Source organism: Acinetobacter sp. YH12200, from assembly GCF_013418175.1.
In the GTDB taxonomy this organism is placed as follows: Bacteria; Pseudomonadota; Gammaproteobacteria; order Pseudomonadales; family Moraxellaceae; genus Acinetobacter; species Acinetobacter pseudolwoffii.
Genome location: NZ_VPCO01000002.1, coordinates 202,516 through 218,172 on the forward strand (window position 1 = coordinate 202,516; position 15,657 = coordinate 218,172).

At 45.2% G+C, this 15,657-nt stretch carries 17 protein-coding genes; 8 read left to right on the forward strand and 9 right to left on the reverse strand.

Annotated features, from left to right (window positions below; translation table 11 throughout):
* Nucleotides 1–294 precede the first annotated feature (294 nt).
* On the forward strand, nt 295–474 hold the full coding sequence (locus tag FTU90_RS02500) for a hypothetical protein (RefSeq protein WP_005095450.1): 180 nt from the start codon (nt 295–297) through the stop codon (nt 472–474).
* On the opposite strand, the gene FTU90_RS02505 is transcribed toward FTU90_RS02500, so the two are convergent.
* The 3 genes from FTU90_RS02505 to FTU90_RS02515 all read right to left on the reverse strand — a co-directional run bounded on the left by FTU90_RS02505 (nt 471) and on the right by FTU90_RS02515 (nt 3,869).
* On the reverse strand, nt 471–959 hold the full coding sequence (locus tag FTU90_RS02505; protein WP_005095451.1) for a hypothetical protein: 489 nt from the start codon (nt 957–959) through the stop codon (nt 471–473). The genes FTU90_RS02500 and FTU90_RS02505 overlap by 4 nt on opposite strands.
* Nucleotides 960–1,000: 41 nt before the next feature.
* Nucleotides 1,001–3,298, reverse strand: coding sequence for a phosphoenolpyruvate--protein phosphotransferase (gene ptsP, locus FTU90_RS02510; protein WP_005172856.1), 2,298 nt, complete (start codon nt 3,296–3,298; stop codon nt 1,001–1,003).
* Nucleotides 3,299–3,386: 88 nt separating this feature from the next.
* Nucleotides 3,387–3,869 carry an RNA pyrophosphohydrolase gene (locus tag FTU90_RS02515; RefSeq protein ID WP_005095455.1) on the reverse strand — a complete coding sequence of 161 codons (483 nt, stop codon included), beginning with the start codon at nt 3,867–3,869 and terminating at the stop codon, nt 3,387–3,389.
* Between the two features lie 182 nt (nt 3,870–4,051).
* On the opposite strand from FTU90_RS02515, the gene FTU90_RS02520 reads away from it, so the two are divergent.
* Together FTU90_RS02520 and FTU90_RS02525 are read left to right on the forward strand one after the other, a co-directional pair.
* The gene (locus FTU90_RS02520) at nt 4,052–4,702 is read left to right on the forward strand and encodes an HAD family phosphatase (protein ID WP_005095456.1); all 651 of its coding nucleotides are present in this window, start codon (nt 4,052–4,054) and stop codon (nt 4,700–4,702) included.
* A 169-nt stretch (nt 4,703–4,871) separates the two neighbouring features.
* The gene (locus tag FTU90_RS02525; RefSeq protein ID WP_005095458.1) at nt 4,872–5,120 is read left to right on the forward strand and encodes a DUF2789 family protein; all 249 of its coding nucleotides are present in this window, start codon (nt 4,872–4,874) and stop codon (nt 5,118–5,120) included.
* A gap of 43 nt (nt 5,121–5,163) precedes the next feature.
* Here FTU90_RS02525 and ovoA read toward each other — a convergent pair whose 3' ends face one another.
* From ovoA to FTU90_RS02540, 3 genes are all read right to left on the reverse strand, one after another.
* A complete protein-coding gene (gene ovoA / locus FTU90_RS02530) occupies nt 5,164–7,338 on the reverse strand; it encodes a 5-histidylcysteine sulfoxide synthase (protein ID WP_180071902.1) in 2,175 nt (724 codons plus the stop codon).
* Between the two features lie 149 nt (nt 7,339–7,487).
* On the reverse strand, nt 7,488–8,363 hold the full coding sequence (locus FTU90_RS02535) for a LysR family transcriptional regulator (protein WP_005095462.1): 876 nt from the start codon (nt 8,361–8,363) through the stop codon (nt 7,488–7,490).
* Nucleotides 8,364–8,557: 194 nt separating this feature from the next.
* Nucleotides 8,558–8,794, reverse strand: coding sequence for a DUF2061 domain-containing protein (locus FTU90_RS02540; RefSeq protein ID WP_005172852.1), 237 nt, complete (start codon nt 8,792–8,794; stop codon nt 8,558–8,560).
* A gap of 261 nt (nt 8,795–9,055) precedes the next feature.
* Between FTU90_RS02540 and leuC the strand changes: the two genes are divergently transcribed.
* The 4 genes from leuC to leuB all read left to right on the forward strand — a co-directional run bounded on the left by leuC (nt 9,056) and on the right by leuB (nt 13,018).
* Nucleotides 9,056–10,489: a 3-isopropylmalate dehydratase large subunit gene (gene leuC / locus FTU90_RS02545; RefSeq protein ID WP_100329282.1), complete on the forward strand. Its 1,434-nt coding sequence runs from the start codon at nt 9,056–9,058 to the stop codon at nt 10,487–10,489.
* 105 nt (nt 10,490–10,594) lie between these two features.
* Nucleotides 10,595–11,245: a 3-isopropylmalate dehydratase small subunit gene (leuD, locus tag FTU90_RS02550; RefSeq protein ID WP_005172848.1), complete on the forward strand. Its 651-nt coding sequence runs from the start codon at nt 10,595–10,597 to the stop codon at nt 11,243–11,245.
* A gap of 87 nt (nt 11,246–11,332) precedes the next feature.
* The gene (locus FTU90_RS02555) at nt 11,333–11,896 is read left to right on the forward strand and encodes a hypothetical protein (RefSeq protein ID WP_180071903.1); all 564 of its coding nucleotides are present in this window, start codon (nt 11,333–11,335) and stop codon (nt 11,894–11,896) included.
* 42 nt (nt 11,897–11,938) lie between these two features.
* Complete coding sequence (gene leuB / locus FTU90_RS02560) at nt 11,939–13,018, forward strand: 3-isopropylmalate dehydrogenase (RefSeq protein ID WP_100329280.1); 1,080 nt, start codon at nt 11,939–11,941, stop codon at nt 13,016–13,018.
* An 83-nt stretch (nt 13,019–13,101) separates the two neighbouring features.
* Here the strand turns inward: leuB and FTU90_RS02565 are convergent, their stop codons facing one another.
* The 3 genes from FTU90_RS02565 to infA all read right to left on the reverse strand — a co-directional run bounded on the left by FTU90_RS02565 (nt 13,102) and on the right by infA (nt 14,381).
* Nucleotides 13,102–13,500, reverse strand: a complete 399-nt coding sequence (locus FTU90_RS02565; RefSeq protein ID WP_180071904.1) for a hypothetical protein — start codon at nt 13,498–13,500, stop codon at nt 13,102–13,104.
* A 144-nt stretch (nt 13,501–13,644) separates the two neighbouring features.
* Nucleotides 13,645–14,025, reverse strand: coding sequence for a hypothetical protein (locus FTU90_RS02570; RefSeq protein ID WP_180049831.1), 381 nt, complete (start codon nt 14,023–14,025; stop codon nt 13,645–13,647).
* Between the two features lie 134 nt (nt 14,026–14,159).
* On the reverse strand, nt 14,160–14,381 hold the full coding sequence (gene infA, locus FTU90_RS02575) for a translation initiation factor IF-1 (RefSeq protein ID WP_001284370.1): 222 nt from the start codon (nt 14,379–14,381) through the stop codon (nt 14,160–14,162).
* Nucleotides 14,382–14,612: 231 nt separating this feature from the next.
* Between infA and FTU90_RS02580 the strand changes: the two genes are divergently transcribed.
* On the forward strand, nt 14,613–15,620 hold the full coding sequence (locus tag FTU90_RS02580) for an AraC family transcriptional regulator (protein ID WP_005172840.1): 1,008 nt from the start codon (nt 14,613–14,615) through the stop codon (nt 15,618–15,620).
* Nucleotides 15,621–15,657 lie beyond the last annotated feature (37 nt).

Here is a 15,657-nt window from a genome sequence, read left to right on the forward strand (position 1 = left end):
TCAAACTAATAGATGAATCGTGCTGTTTAAAATAAATATTATAACTGATTTATTTTAAATGCTTTTTTGATCAGGTTTTGTCTGTGTGAAAAACATCATGAAATGCTGAATGTAATCAGCATGTTTTCCGGCCATAGCGCTCATTTTTGTAATACAGAATATCCTGCTTAAATAGTCTTTATTTTTAAAAAAAGCATTGGCAAATATGCTTGAAAATTGTCCAAAATGGCGTATCATTATTTTCCCACTCGCGTGGAAACTCACTAAAATCTAGTTAAAAGGCGAAAGTACAACATGGCCAAGAAGAAAACAGTCGAGCATGTGGTGATCCATAATTTTGTGGCAAAACACATGCATGAAGTCAACAAAAGTCAGGTTTTTGTAGACCGAAAGAAAAATGCAAAACGTGGCTACAACAAGCACAGACAAGGGCGATATTCTATGGAAGATCGCCCTTTTTTAATGGCAGCTTAAGATCTGTAAGGTGGTTGAGGATGACGCGTTGGCTGTTTGGGGTTGGTTCCAAGTGGAGAGAGCGGGGCAACGGGGCGGTTGCTACGATTTTGTGTATTTTGAGTGGAGCGCCGCGATGAATTTGTTGGCTCATCTCGTATAAAATCATTAAATAATTTATTCAGTCTTCCCTGATTTGGCTGTCCATAATGTGCAGGGTGAGGTTCAGTTCTGGCCTGCTGAAAACTGGCAAATTGATCTTTTTGCTGACGATAGAGTTTGGCCGCTATCACAGAGGGATCATTTCGGCCTAAACGCCGTCGCTGGGATGCTGAAATTTCGATGCCCAATAGAGGGGACATTTTAGGCCGATCGGCATAGCCGCTGGCAGGACGTGTATAAGATGAACCGGAATAATCCGCATTTTTCCGGGCCCGCAAGGCAGGTGCAATAATAACAATATAGAACACCGCAATGAGCATGAACAGGATAACCAGAAATTCCATAACCACCTCTACACTCGTCGAGGGACTGGAAAAGTCCCGGATTAGGCACTCACCATACGCGTGGCTGATTTCACCATATCACCCAAACCATGGGTTCTGAAATAATATTCCAGCCAGCTTTTTACCATCAGTGGATTGTCCATTTTTAACACATGCTGTAGCAATTCCTGTGCATCACTCATCGGCACGTGACAAATGGTTTTACGTACCTTCAGGATATTACTCGAACTCATCGACAGGGTATTAAAGCCCATGGCCATGAGCAAAACCGCAGACAGCGGATCACCTGCCATTTCACCGCAGATACTGACCGGTTTTTCATTACGATGACAGTCCTGCACCAGACGGGTCAGGGCACGCAGTACGGCAGGATGTAAATGTGAATAGACATTGGCAACCCGCGGATTATTGCGATCGACCGCCAAAAGATATTGAGTCAAATCGTTAGAGCCAACCGAGAAGAAATCGACCAGTTCGGAAAACTCATCAATCTGATGCAGCACACTAGGCACTTCTACCATGATGCCAAGTTTTGGCTTGTTCACTTTGACCTGCTCTTCTTCCTGAATCGCCGCATGATCACGTTCCAGTAAATAGAGTGCTTCTTCAACCTCACTGACACTGGTCACCATCGGCAACAGAATATGCAGGTTATTCAGTCCGATACTGGCTTTAAGCATGGCGCGAATTTGTGAAGAAAAAATTTCCGGATGATCCAGGGTAAAACGAATGCCACGCCAGCCCAGTGCCGAATTTTCTTCTTCAATCGAAAAATACGGCAGGTCTTTGTCTGCCCCAATGTCCAGGGTACGCATCACTACCGGTTTATTGGCAAAATGAGTGAGTTGCTGGCGATAAATCGCGCGCTGTTCTTCTTCGCCCGGGAAGCGGTCGCGTAGCATAAATGGAATTTCAGAACGGTATAAACCAACGCCTTTGGCACCACGTTGCACGCCACGGACCACATCGATCATCAGGCCGGTGTTGACGTACAGTTTTACCGCTACCCCATCCGGGGTAATCGCATCTTTGGTTTCGTACTGACGCAGATCTTTGGCGATCTGTTCTTCTTCTTTTTGAATTTCTTTATAGCGACTGCGCAAACGCCGTGGCGGATTGATGAAGACCCGGCCTTGATGCGCATCAACGATCATTTCTACATCATCCAGGGTATTAATTGGCAGTTCAGTCACACCGACCACAGTCGGAATGCCGAGGGCACGTGCCACAATTACCATATGCGAGTTCATGGCACCTTCAGTGGTGACAATCGCAGCAATTTTATCCACTGGCAGTTCAACCAGAGCTGCAGTGGAAATCTCTTCCCCTATCAGAATACTCTCATCGGTCAGCTCACGATGACTGGCATCAGCTTCCTGTAAACGCGCCAGAATACGGCGGCCCAAGTCTTTTAAGTCTGCCACCCGTTCACGTAAATAATCATCCTGCATCTGGGCAAACTGTGCCACATGACTATCAATCACGATGCGCACTGCACCCTGTGCCCAATGGCCTTCGCGAATGAGCGCCTTGATTTCTGCCGGCAGGGCATTTTCATCCAGCATCCGCAAGAATACGCTAAAGAGGGCGCGTTCTTCGGCCATCAGCGCATCCTGCATCTTGTCATCGAGCGACTGGATTTCTTCACGGACGGAGTTGAGGGCGCTGTCTAATAATTGTAGTTCTTCGCTGATGTCATCGGCTTCACGATCGGGAACGGCGGCCAGATCTGCTGGCGGGTAGAGAATCACGGCACGACCCAGGGCAATCCCGCCTGAACCGGACACACCCTGAAAGGTTTTATAGGCAGGCAGGTTATTTGGCTTGCGGAAGACATCAATATTGCCCACCGCATGGGCATGGGCAATCACGCCAGAGAGCTGCGCGCACAGTGTGACCAGAAATGATTCGGCGGCTTCAGAGAAATCCTGAGATTCTTTATTCTGAACCACCAGCACACCCATGACCTTACGGCGGTACATCACCGGGACGCCCAGAAAAGAGTTATACAGCTCTTCACCGGTTTCAGGCAGGAACAGGAAGCGTTCATGTTTGGGTGCATTGTCCAGATTGACAATTTCTTCACGCTGGCCGACCAGACCCACCAAACCTTCGCCAGTCTGTAACGATACGTGACCTACGGACTCAGCCTTCAGGCCCTTGGAAGCCATCAGCAGATAACGCTGGTTACGTTCATCCAGAAGGTAAATAGAGCAGACATCGACATGCATGGCGTCTGCGACATGCTTGACCATGATATCGAGGGATTCATGCAAACTGGCAGATGCATTGATCTCTTGAACAATACGTCTCAACGTGTCCAGTTGCATATTCGACATAAGGTCTGCTCCGTCTATTCAGAATTTCAGTGATACGTTTATTTATAACAATAGCCGACCAAAAAATCTGCATGATTTATGCGATTTTTTAAGGTTTTTGCTGGGGCAGCTGCTGACACAACTCCACCAGGGCTTTGCGATAAACATCACGTTTGAAATTCACGACTTGACCTAATGGATACCAGTAACTGACCCATTGCCATTGATCAAATTCCGGCGGATCAGACAGATTCAACTGAATATGCTGAACGGGGGCCGTAAGTTTGAGTAAAAACCACTTTTGTTTTTGACCGATGCACACCGGATCGGAGTCCGGTCGTATGTATCGATGCGGCAAACGATAGCGCAACCAGCCTTTGGTTTGCGCGATGATCTGGACGTGTTCGGGCAATAAGCCAACTTCTTCTCTCAGCTCACGATAGAGTGCCTGCTCAGGGGTTTCTCCATATTGGATACCTCCTTGTGGAAATTGCCATGCATTATGACCAATGCGTTTTGCCCATAAAACTTGTCCAGCATCGTTTGCCAAAATGATCCCGACATTTGGTCGGAAACCCTCAGAGTCGATCATTTGGCTACCTAAAAATTGTTTAATTTATACCTTTGCCATCGGGGAGCGTTATTTCTTTATCCAACTCGAAAAAAGCAAAGTTTAAAAATGTTAAAATTGCTATGATCTTAACGAATTTCTATCGACTAGCGGAGATAGATTTACAATTTTTTTCTTAAATTTCAGTTTTTACGAGTATTTTCATGAAATTGGCGCTATTTGATCTCGATCACACCTTGTTAAACACGGATTCGGATCATTCTTGGGGAGAGTTTCTGGTCAGCGAGGGCCTGGTCGATCCGGTGCAGCATCGTGCCATGAATGACAAGTTCTATGACGACTATAAAAAAGGTCAGTTAGACCCCTATGCCTATAATGAATTTGTGTTCCAGTTTCTGACCCAACATGAGCATGCTTATTTAACCGAGTTGCACCAGCTGTTTATGCAAAAGGTGATTCGCCCGCAAATGCGTCCAGAAGGTTTTAAGGCCATTCAACGGCATAAAGACGCCGGTCATGCTCTGGTCGGAATTACCGCGACTTCGGATTTTATTACTGCACCAATTTTTCGTGAATTCGGCATTACTGAAATTATTGCCACCAATGCTGAAGTACTCGATGGCAAATATACCGGAAAAGTGATCAATACCGCGTGTTATCAACAAGGCAAGCTGGTGCGTCTGGAACAGTGGCTGCAAGGTCGCGATGTGACCGAGTCTTGGGCCTATTCAGATTCGATTAATGACCGTTTCTTGCTGGAATATGCCGATCATGCCATTGCGGTGAATCCGGATGACCGCCTTGAAGTTTTAGCCAAAGCGCAGGGCTGGAACATACAGGACTGGTCGATTTAACTGATTGCCTTTTATCCATCTGATTGATCCAGCACAACTTCGGTTGTGCTTTTTTATCTGCCCGAATTCAATGTAAGTGTTAATGTTTTTTCACAGTCCGCTTGCCTCGGACATGTTATGCTCAAAAAACAGGACATGAAAATAATGGAAAAGTTTGAGGTGTAATGCTATGACTCACGTTCGACCGCGTATGACACATCTGTTTCAGCAGCTTGGCTTGGATGCCACTCAGGAAGGCATTGAAAAGTTTATTCACGAACATCAACTGCATAAAGATCTGACTTTACTCGATGCACCGTACTGGTCAGAAGCACAACGTCAGTTTCTAACCGAAAAAATTGCATCTGATGGTTCATGGGCCATTGTGGTGGATCAACTCAATGAATCCCTGCATGAAAACTCAACCAGTGAAGGATGAAATAAAAGCCAATCGAATGATTGGCTTTTTTAGCTTGAAGGCTTTAGTGAGTGCGTCGCCAGATGCTGACTTGCGACAAGCTATGTTGATATTTTCTGGCGGTTTCACGAATAACAAAAGGCACATCCTGAGGCTGGGTCACCAGCTCAAAATGAGCCTTTAATATTTCCGAGATACCCTCCAGTGTAGTGACCTCTCTGTCTGCCTGCTTGAAGCCGCCCAGCCATTCATCACGTGCAGTATGTTCTTCCAGCCAGGTATAAGGCGAACTAAGCAGTAAAATTCCACCCATATTTATCCGTTGATGGATCTGCGTCAAAAAGTCTTTGGGATGATGCAGCCGGTCAATCAGATTGGCCGCCAGAATAAAATCATAGCCACTAAAATGTGCTTTCAGATTACAGGCATCGGCCTGAAAAAATTCCACTTTAGAGGCAAGCCGATCCAAAGCGAAATCCTCAAGCGAGCAGATTTTCTCTTCGCTTAATTCACCTTCTACGGGGAGCTGATAACGGATTCGGTGACCTTGGGCCAGAAAGACGGCTTGCTGAATAAAGCGTGCAGAAAAATCCAGACCGGTGACCTGATCAAAATAGTGTGTCAGTTCAAAGCTGGCGCGGCCAGTAGCACAGCCAATATCCAGAGCACTTTTACATGCAGTTTCCCGGAAATACGGCTGTGCCAGCTGCACCAATGTTTTGGCAAAATTGGCGATGCCAAAGTATTCGGCGCCGTACTGAAACTCCAGATATTGAGACACCAACTGGTCACTTTCATACTGTGAAGGAAACTGTTGCAAGGCTTGATCAGAGGCGACATAGCGGAAGCCAGCGTGTTGAAAGAAATGCCGTCTAAAAGCATAACGTGCGCTGTGCAGGGCTTCATTGCCTGCTGAAATCCAGGAGCCACCTTTAATAATATTATGCCGTCCATCAAAGGTCGGGGTGCTAAAATCATCATAAAGAGGATGCACCTGAAAGCCCTGAAACGGATAGATTGGCGTTTCAGTCCATTGCCAGACATTGCCCTGAATATCATAGAAATCGCCCTGCCGAAAATGATCGACCGGGCAGGAACTGGTGCCATATTTCAATTCGATATTGGCCTGTTCAGGACTGGGTAAATCTGGATCCAGGTCTGAAACCGCATACAGGCGATACCATTCATCCTCAGTCGGTAAACGAATGGTTTTTTCAAGCTGTTGCGATTTCCACTGACAAAAGGCTTTGGCTTCATGATAATTTACGTCTACCGGCCAATCCCAGGGCATGGGGACTTCTTCCAGCATCAGGCGCAATGACCAGCCGAGTTCAGTCTTGCGCCAAAAACACGGATGAGTCGCTTGTGAAAATTGTAGCCAGCCTAAGCCTTCTTCACTCCAGTAGTGTCCGGTCTGGTAGCCATCTGCTTCGACAAAGGCCAGAAACTCCTGATTCGACACCAGATATTTTGCAGCTTCAAAGGCTGCAACTTCGGCTTCATGCTGGCCGTATTCATTGTCCCAGCCATAAAAAGGATGGTTAAAATCTTTCTGTAGATGTACCTGGCCTTCAGGCACAGCAATCAAACTATTTTCCGGGGCAATGCCGGTAATGATATTGGCACGCCACTGCGGATGCTGGTGTACATGTTCTAAAGCATGCTGACGAATCAGCACCGATGACGTTTCCAGATGAATCCGTTCATGTTCGATGCCCATAATCAGCGTCCACCACGGATTGTGCCAGTTTAAGGGCAGATTCAGCGGGGCATGCTCAACAATGTTCAGAATCAGCGCGCGTACCTGATGTCGATAATCCCGGACTGCCTGCACAGTCGGCCAGTCATAATGCACTTCATCCAGATCATCCCAACTCATTTCATCAACCCCGATCGCAAAAATACTTTCAAAATGCGGATTCAGACGTTCAGTAATGAGTTTGCTCAGCAGCAGTTTATTGACAAAAAAAGTCGCGGTATGACCAAAATAAAAAATCAGCGGATGACGCAAATTAATTGGCTTGATAAAAAAAGCATCTTCATGCTTGAGGCATTCAAATAACTGCTCATAGGTATCAAAGGTATTCAGGAAGTAATCACGTAGGCTGTGTCGCGCTGTCTGTTCGTCGGCAAAATCAAGCGCAGGTGTAGGCAACAGCATCGGTTTGGCCGAAAGCCATAGGCTGCTGGCATTTGTTTTATCTTGAGAGAGGGGTTTTAGGGGAGAATCGAGCTGCATCCGTCAGGCTCCATCGAATAATTTTAAGTATTCCTCTGCATCGCAAAAGAATAGATTTATCTTAAAAATACGCGAAAGAAATCCCCAGATGGGTGTATTTAGGTAACAAAATGCTGCACTGTTTTGAATGCAGCATTTTTAGAAATGAATTAAAGAGGCAGGGAACTACTTTGCATAAGTTGAACCAGAGCTTGCGCCGCTTTGGACTGAGTACGACCCGGATGCCAGACCATGCCTAGCCGGCGGTTCATTTCCAGATTGATATCCAGCTGATGCAGATCGTGATTGACCAGAGTTTTTGGCAGCACAGACCAGCCGAGACCAATGGATACCAGCATGCGGATTGATTCCAGCGGATTATTGCTCATGCTGACTTTTGGTTTAATGCCCTGTTTTTCAAACTCGGCCAAAGTAATCTGTGAGGTATAGGTTTGTGAAGACGGTAGCAGGCTCGGGTAATTCAGCAAATCTTCCAGGCACAGATTTTTTTGCTGGGCCAGTGGATGAAAGGGTGCAACTACAAAGACCAGAGGATCATTCCAGATGGTGACATAATTCAGACGTGCATCGCCCCGTGGCGGCAAGGTTAAAAATGCCAGTTCCAGATCGCCGGCAATGACTTGTTCGTGCGCCTGCTCGGAATCGACAAAATGTACATCCAGCCTTACATCCGGATATTCCTGTACATAACGGCGCAAATGACTCGGAAGATGATGCAGGCCAATATGATGACTGGTGCCGATTTTCAATTTTCCCTGTACCTGACCCTGTTCATGGCTCAAGGTATAATGAATATCACCGAGTTCATTCAGCCAGTTTTTCACTTTAGGCAATAGCGAATGCGCGGCATGGGTGGCTTGTACACCACGTCCGGCGGATTCAAACAGTTTGACCCCAAAATATTCTTCCAGACTGTGAATACGTTTGGTGACGGCAGGCTGGGTAATAAAAAGCTGATCTGCGGCCAGAGAAATCGAACCAGTTTCCATGACTTTTACGAAGGCTTCAAAAGCTGCGAGATTCATCTTAATCACCTATAAAGAATTTTTATGTGTAATTATATTATTGTTATTTTTTAAGAATAAATCAAAGCATAATTCGCTTGTTTCTATTGCATTGCTGCATTACTAAACATTTTCAAAGCCTTGGGATTTAAATAGCGTAAAAAAAGACCCTATTGGGTGAGATGGTCTTTGGTCAGGAACATCGACAGAAAAGATCAGGCGGTGATGTCCTCATTCTGCTGTTCGATATTGCGCTCCCAAATTTTTTCGTGGAAGAAGAACGCAACTGCCTGTACTGTGGGTTCCAATAAACTTAAGGCAATTGCCATGGCCAAACTGCCAGTCACCAAATAACCGACAATCATCGCCACCGTGATGTGCATAATGTAATAGCTGAAGGTCTTTTTAAACATACGCTGATTATTGTCTACAAAACGTTGGATATGTGCCATGTCGAAGTTCCTCAAAATATAAATCTCTGTCTATGCAGGAATAATAATAATTCTCATTTGATTTGTAAAAACGAATATTTTTAATAAATTGATCGGAAAAGTAGATTTATAGGAATGCAGCGAAAGCATGATTTTATTCAGCTTTTGAAAGATTCCAAAAAGTTTTTTAACTAATAAAAATGATAAATTAGATTTATGTGACAGCAGCGATATAATCAAAATCAGAGCAAGAATTTACCCAGTCCAGTGGAGTACATCGACATGGCAGGCGCAACCCAAACAGCAAAAACATTATATGATAAATTGTGGGATGACCATTTAGTAACACAACGTGATGATGGTTCTGCCTTACTGTACATCGACCGTCACTTATTACATGAAGTAACGTCGCCACAGGCATTTGAAGGTTTACAACTCGCCGGGCGCAAGCCATGGCGTTTAAGCGCAAACATTGCTACACCGGATCATAACGTACCCACCTCGAAAAAAGAGCGTGAACAGGGTGTTGCCGGCATTGAAGATGAAACTTCGCGCATTCAGGTACAAACCTTGGACGACAACTGCAAGACCTTTAATATTGTTGAATTTGACATTAATGATATCCGTCAGGGGATTGCGCATGTGGTTGGGCCTGAGCAAGGTTTAACCTTGCCGGGCATGACCGTGGTCTGTGGTGATTCACATACTGCGACCCATGGTGCTTTCGGTTGTTTGGCGCATGGTATCGGTACTTCAGAAGTTGAACATGTATTGGCGACCCAATGCCTGGTTCAAAAGAAGATGAAAAACATGTTGGTACGCGTTGACGGTCAGTTGGGTCAGGGCGTGACACCGAAAGATGTGGTCTTGGCGATTATCGGCAAGATTGGTACAGCAGGGGGTACTGGTCATGCGATTGAATTTGGCGGTCAGGTGTTCCGTGACATGTCGATTGAAGGTCGTATGACCGTGTGTAATATGGCAATCGAAGCCGGTGCACGCGTAGGTATGGTCGCTGTCGATGACAAAACCATCGAATATGTTAAAGGCCGTCCTTATGCACCGACTGCAGAACAGTGGGATCAGGCCGTAGTGTATTGGAATACCTTACATTCGGATGAAGATGCACACTTTGATACAGTTGTGGTCTTGCAAGGCGAAGAGATCGAGCCGCAAGTGTCTTGGGGAACCTCTCCTGAAATGGTGATTCCAGTGTCTCAGGCAGTACCAACTTTGCAACAAGCCAAAGACGAAGTACAACGCAATGACTGGAACCGTGCTTATCAATATATGGGTTTAAATGCCGGTCAGGCCTTGGCTGAAATTCAATTAGACCGTGTCTTTATTGGCTCATGCACCAACTCGCGTATTGAAGATATCCGTGCTGCGGCTGAAGTGATCAAAGGTCGTAAAGTCGCGGCAAGCATCAAGCAGGCGATGGTGGTTCCGGGTTCGGGTCTGGTCAAGGCCCAGGCAGAAGCTGAAGGCCTGGATAAAGTGTTTGTAGAAGCCGGCTTTGAATGGCGTGAACCAGGTTGTTCAATGTGTCTGGCAATGAATGCTGACAAGTTACAACCGGGCGAGCATTGTGCATCGACGTCTAACCGTAACTTTGAGGGTCGTCAGGGCAATGGCGGTCGTACGCATCTGGTCAGCCCTGCAATGGCAGCCGCCGCGGCAATTGCCGGTCACTTTGTTGACGTGCGTAGTTTCTAAAAATCCCCCTCAGTCCCCCTTTTAGAAAAGGGGAAAGTTCCCCTCTTTAATAAAGAGGGAGTTAGGGGAGATTTAAAGTGATGACATTCTTTAGGAATAAAGACAATGAAAAAATATACCGTTGAACAAGGTATCGTTGCACCATTAGACCGGGCCAATGTCGATACCGATTTAATTATTCCAAAACAGTTTTTGAAATCGATCAAACGTAGTGGTTTCGGTGCGAATTTATTTGATGAATTGCGTTATCTGGATGAAGGCTATTTGGGTCAAGACAACTCAAAACGTCCTTTAAACAAGGATTTTGCATTAAACCAACCTCGTTATCAAGGCGCGAGCATTTTGATTTCACGCGCGAACTTTGGTTGTGGTTCTAGTCGTGAACATGCGCCATGGGCATTGGAAGAATACGGTTTCCGTACCGTGATTGCACCAAGCTATGCCGACATTTTCTATAACAACAGCTTTAAGAATGGCATGTTGCCTGTGATTTTGTCTGAAGAGATTGTTGATCAGTTATTCAAAGAATGCTTTGCAACTGAAGGTTATCAACTCACCATCGATTTGGACGCACAAGAAGTACGCACACCAAATGGTGAAAGCTTTCAATTTGAAGTCGATCCATTTCGTAAGCATTGCCTGTTAAATGGTCTGGATGATATTGGTTTAACTTTACAAGCTGCGGATGACATTCGTGCTTATGAGGAAAAAACCAAACAATCACGTCCATGGGTATTTGCCGAAATTCAGGGCTAAATCAGCGAAAATTGTCATAGCATGACTGCGATGCCCTTGCTAATATCGGAAGATTATTGGGTTTTTTGATTGGGTAAGACAGACATTATGGCGAATTATTGGAAACAGTGGCTTGCTTTAAGTACGGTGTCGGTGCTGATGACTGCATGTCAAAGCACCGATACCATGAAGCTCAAACATGCCAAAGAAAATGCCGAAAGCAAAAACAATGCGTTGATTTACTGTAAAGGAACATCGGATTGCCAGTTCGAGCGCTTAAACCAGACCATCATTGTCAATAACGACAATGGCCGCCTCAGTAATGAGGCGCGAAAGCAAAAACTGGTACGTTTGCAGGCTAAGAATTTGAATCAGGCCAATCCGATTTACTTGTCAGTACCCGCAGGACAGCATGAATTAGTCGTCCGTTTTTATCCAATCAGTAAGGATAAAGCGGAAATTTTACATGTGTTTCATCGCTTTCAGGCCAACAAAACTTATACCTTGAAAATGTTCCGCGACCGTAGTGCGCGTAGCAGCAGTTTATTAAATGCCTCTGCACCTGATCCGCTTTGCGTGGATTTATTGCAAGAGCAAAAAACCATTCGTCGTTTTTGCAAACCTTATAATGTGGTCAACGGCATTGCAGAGTTTGTAGAAAAGAAAATTTAACCTTTGTCAGGTCTGAATCTGACGCTTTAAACGGAAAATCTCATGTCTAAACAAATTTTGATTTTAGCTGGTGATGGCATCGGTCCTGAAATTGTCAAAGCGGCAGAGCAGGTACTGGATCGTGTAAATGAAAAATTTAATCTCGATTTGACATGGGAACAGGGTTTACTCGGTGGTGCGGCAATTGATGCCCACGGTTCACCATATCCTGAAGTGACCTCAGAACAGGCCAAAAAAGCCGATGCAATTTTATTGGGCGCCGTCGGCGGGCCAAAATGGGATACGATCGAGCGCTCAATCCGTCCGGAACGCGGTTTATTAAAATTACGTAGCGAACTGAACCTGTTTGCCAACTTGCGCCCAGCGATTCTCTATCCACAATTGGCTGATGCTTCAAGCCTGAAACCTGAAATCGTGGCAGGTCTGGATATCCTGATCGTGCGTGAATTGACGGGCGGTATTTATTTCGGTCAGCCACGTGGGATCCGTGAACTGGAAAACGGCGAGAAGCAAGGTTATAACACGGATGTGTATTCAGAATCTGAAATCAAACGCATTGCCAAAGTTGCCTTTGAAATGGCGAAGCTGCGCGGTGCCAAGGTCTGTTCAGTGGATAAAGCCAACGTACTTGAAGTCACTGAGTTGTGGAAACAAACCGTTACTGCGTTGAAAGAAGAACAGTATCCAGAAATTAACTTGTCACATATGTATGTCGACAATGCTGCGATGCAACTGGTGCGCGCGCCAAAACAGTTTGACGTGATTGTCACCTCTAACCTGTTCGGTGATATCTTGTCTGACGAAGCAGCGATGCTTACCGGTTCAATCGGCATGTTGCCATCAGCCTCGCTAGATGAAAATGCTAAAGGCATGTATGAGCCTTGTCATGGTTCAGCCCCTGATATTGCGGGTCAAAACCTGGCGAACCCATTGGCCACAATTTTGTCTGTTGCGATGATGCTACGCTACACTTTCCGTGAAGAAGCTGCAGCCAAAGCGATTGAAGATGCCGTAGGCAATGTTTTGGATCAAGGCTTGCGTACAGCAGATATTATGTCTGAAGGCATGCACAAAGTCGGTACAGTTGAAATGGGTCAGGCAGTGGTTGCTGCATTGAACTAAGTCTGTTTTGATTAAAAAAATGATTAAAAAACGCAGCCTTGGGCTGCGTTTTTTTATGTCAGATTTCTCGTATCTAGCTCAGGTTAGCAGGTTCGACCTGTAGTACGAACTGCGGTTGCAATATTATCTTTGAGTAAGAAGGTGATCTTACATTGCAGATTGACGTCATAGCCACCTGAAGGACTCACAGGAACCGGAATAGGTACAGCACCGCCTGCTGCCGGAAACTGTGCTACAGGCAAAGGAATTGCAACAGGGCGCTGTACCACATAGCTTAATTGCTGGGCACTGAGTTCAGGCCCACTGACCTGCTGATAACCTAAACGTTTCAGATCCAGAGTTTGATCGATCAGCTGGCTGCTTTGTCCAATGAACTGTTGTAAATAGGTATCACGCTGTGCAGCAGTCGTTGAGGAGGTGGTGCTGCATGCACTAAGCAAACTCAATGCTGTACAGTATACTAAAATCAGTGTGAACTTCATGAGCTGTCCTCACACCAAATAAAATGAGTGTAAGCGCATTCCATGCAAAAATACTGTTGTGATTTGATACACGGTAGAAGTTTAGCGTATTGAGATTGATCCCTGATTTAATCCGATCCAGGCTTTGAACTCGATGAGTACAGCTTAACAAGCTCTACCGATAAAGCGAATCGCCTGAACAATTTCAGCTTTCAAGTCAAACCAGATTTGGCATTTCATCTCAATGTTATAATCACCATTTGGGGGCATCGGCATTGGTGCACCGATCGAGATGCTCTGACTAATATTCGGTGTGCCCATCGGAATATTCATGTCCCGAAAAATAGTGTAGCTGAGAAATTCTGTGGTTTGAATCGGTTGCTGGGAGGTCTTGAATCCCATGGCACGAAGATCCAGCTGGCTACGAACCTGTGCGGCAGTTTGACCCACATAAGGTTGTAGAGACTGATGCAGATACTGATTGCCGCCGGTAGCGTATGCAACGAGAAACCAGCTGGAAAGTAGGTACAAGCATTTCATATTCATTGTTTTTATACATATTGTTTTTAATTCAATGAATAGTCGTGAATTTATAGACCTGTGTCAAATTATTTTACTGATTGATAAATAATTCAAGTAATAAAAAAGCCACTAAAAGTGGCTCTTGCTTGCGCTAAAACTTAGCGTGCACGATATGTGATACGACCTTTAGTCAAATCATAAGGTGTCATTTCAACCTTCACACTGTCGCCCGTTAAAATACGGATATAGTGTTTACGCATTTTACCAGAGATGTGGGCAATCACTTCGTGACCGTTCTCTAAACGTACACGGAACATAGTATTAGGAAGCGTCTCGGTGACAACGCCTTCGAACTCGATGAGTTCCTCTTTATTGGCCATAGCCTACCTGAATGAATAAATTGGAAAGGCGCAAATTATAGTCAATTTTTTTGCAAAATACAAGACGAAACGGGCGTTAGACTGATCATCTGCCAGTAAAATAGGCGAACTGTCACGATAATTTTTTTAACTAAAAAGACACCTGTTTCTGTTGTCAGTTTGGTCAATCACAGTTAATCTAAAATTAATCTTTTTAAGTATAAATGAAGTACATACAAGGAAGGCTTTTGAGTGAGTCAGCTAACGGATGCATCAGTCGTATTGCGTTTGGGCTATCAGGCGATTCGTCGTGCGGGTTTGCCGACAGAAGAACTTTTGACCAAAGCAGGAGTTGCTTTAAATCAGGTCGAGGCCAATGACCGTACGCCGCTGAGTGCCCAGTATGCCTTTTGGGTGGCAGCTGAAGAAGTCAGTAAGGACCCGGATATTGGTTTGCATCTGGGCGAACATTTACCACTGTATCGTGGTCAGGTGATTGAACACCTGTTTGTTTCATCTGAAAATTTTGGTGAGGGACTGAAACGTGCCTTGGCCTATCAACGACTGATCAGCGATGCCTTTGCTGCCAAGTTGGTGATTGAAGATGATCGCTGCTATTTAACCAATGGCGAGCAGCCTTTTGCTGAAAGTCTGGTCAATCGTCATTTTACCGAGTGTGCCATGTCGGGTGTACTGCGTTTCTTTAAATTTATTACCGAAGGACGTTTTGAACCGATTTATATCGATTTTAATTTTTCCAAAGGTGCTCCTGACGAGGAATATTTCCGGGTTTATGAGTGTCCGGTCAGCTTAGGTCAAAAAGAAACCCGACTTTATTTCGACCCAAGTATTCTAGAGTTTCCACTGTGGCAGGCTGAACCAGAGCTTTTACAATTACATGAGCAGCTGGCAATTGAAAAACTGCAGGAACTGGCGCGTTATGATCTGGTCGGTGAAGTTCGTCGAGCGATTGGCTCTACTTTGGAAAGTGGCGAAACCACACTGGAAACTGTAGCTGCACAGCTAAACATCACGCCACGTCGCTTAAGAACACAACTGAGTGAAGCACATACCAGCTTTCAACAGATTCTGTCGGATTATCGTTGTCGTCTGGCCAAGCGTTTGCTGGCGAGTACCACTGAAAGTGTTGAAAGAATTGTCTATCTGACCGGATTCTCGGAACCAAGTACGTTTTATCGTGCCTTTAAACGCTGGACCAATGAAACGCCAGTGGAATATCGGAAACGCAAGCAGCGTTAAAAATCCCTCCTAACCTCCCTTTAAAAAGGGAGGAATT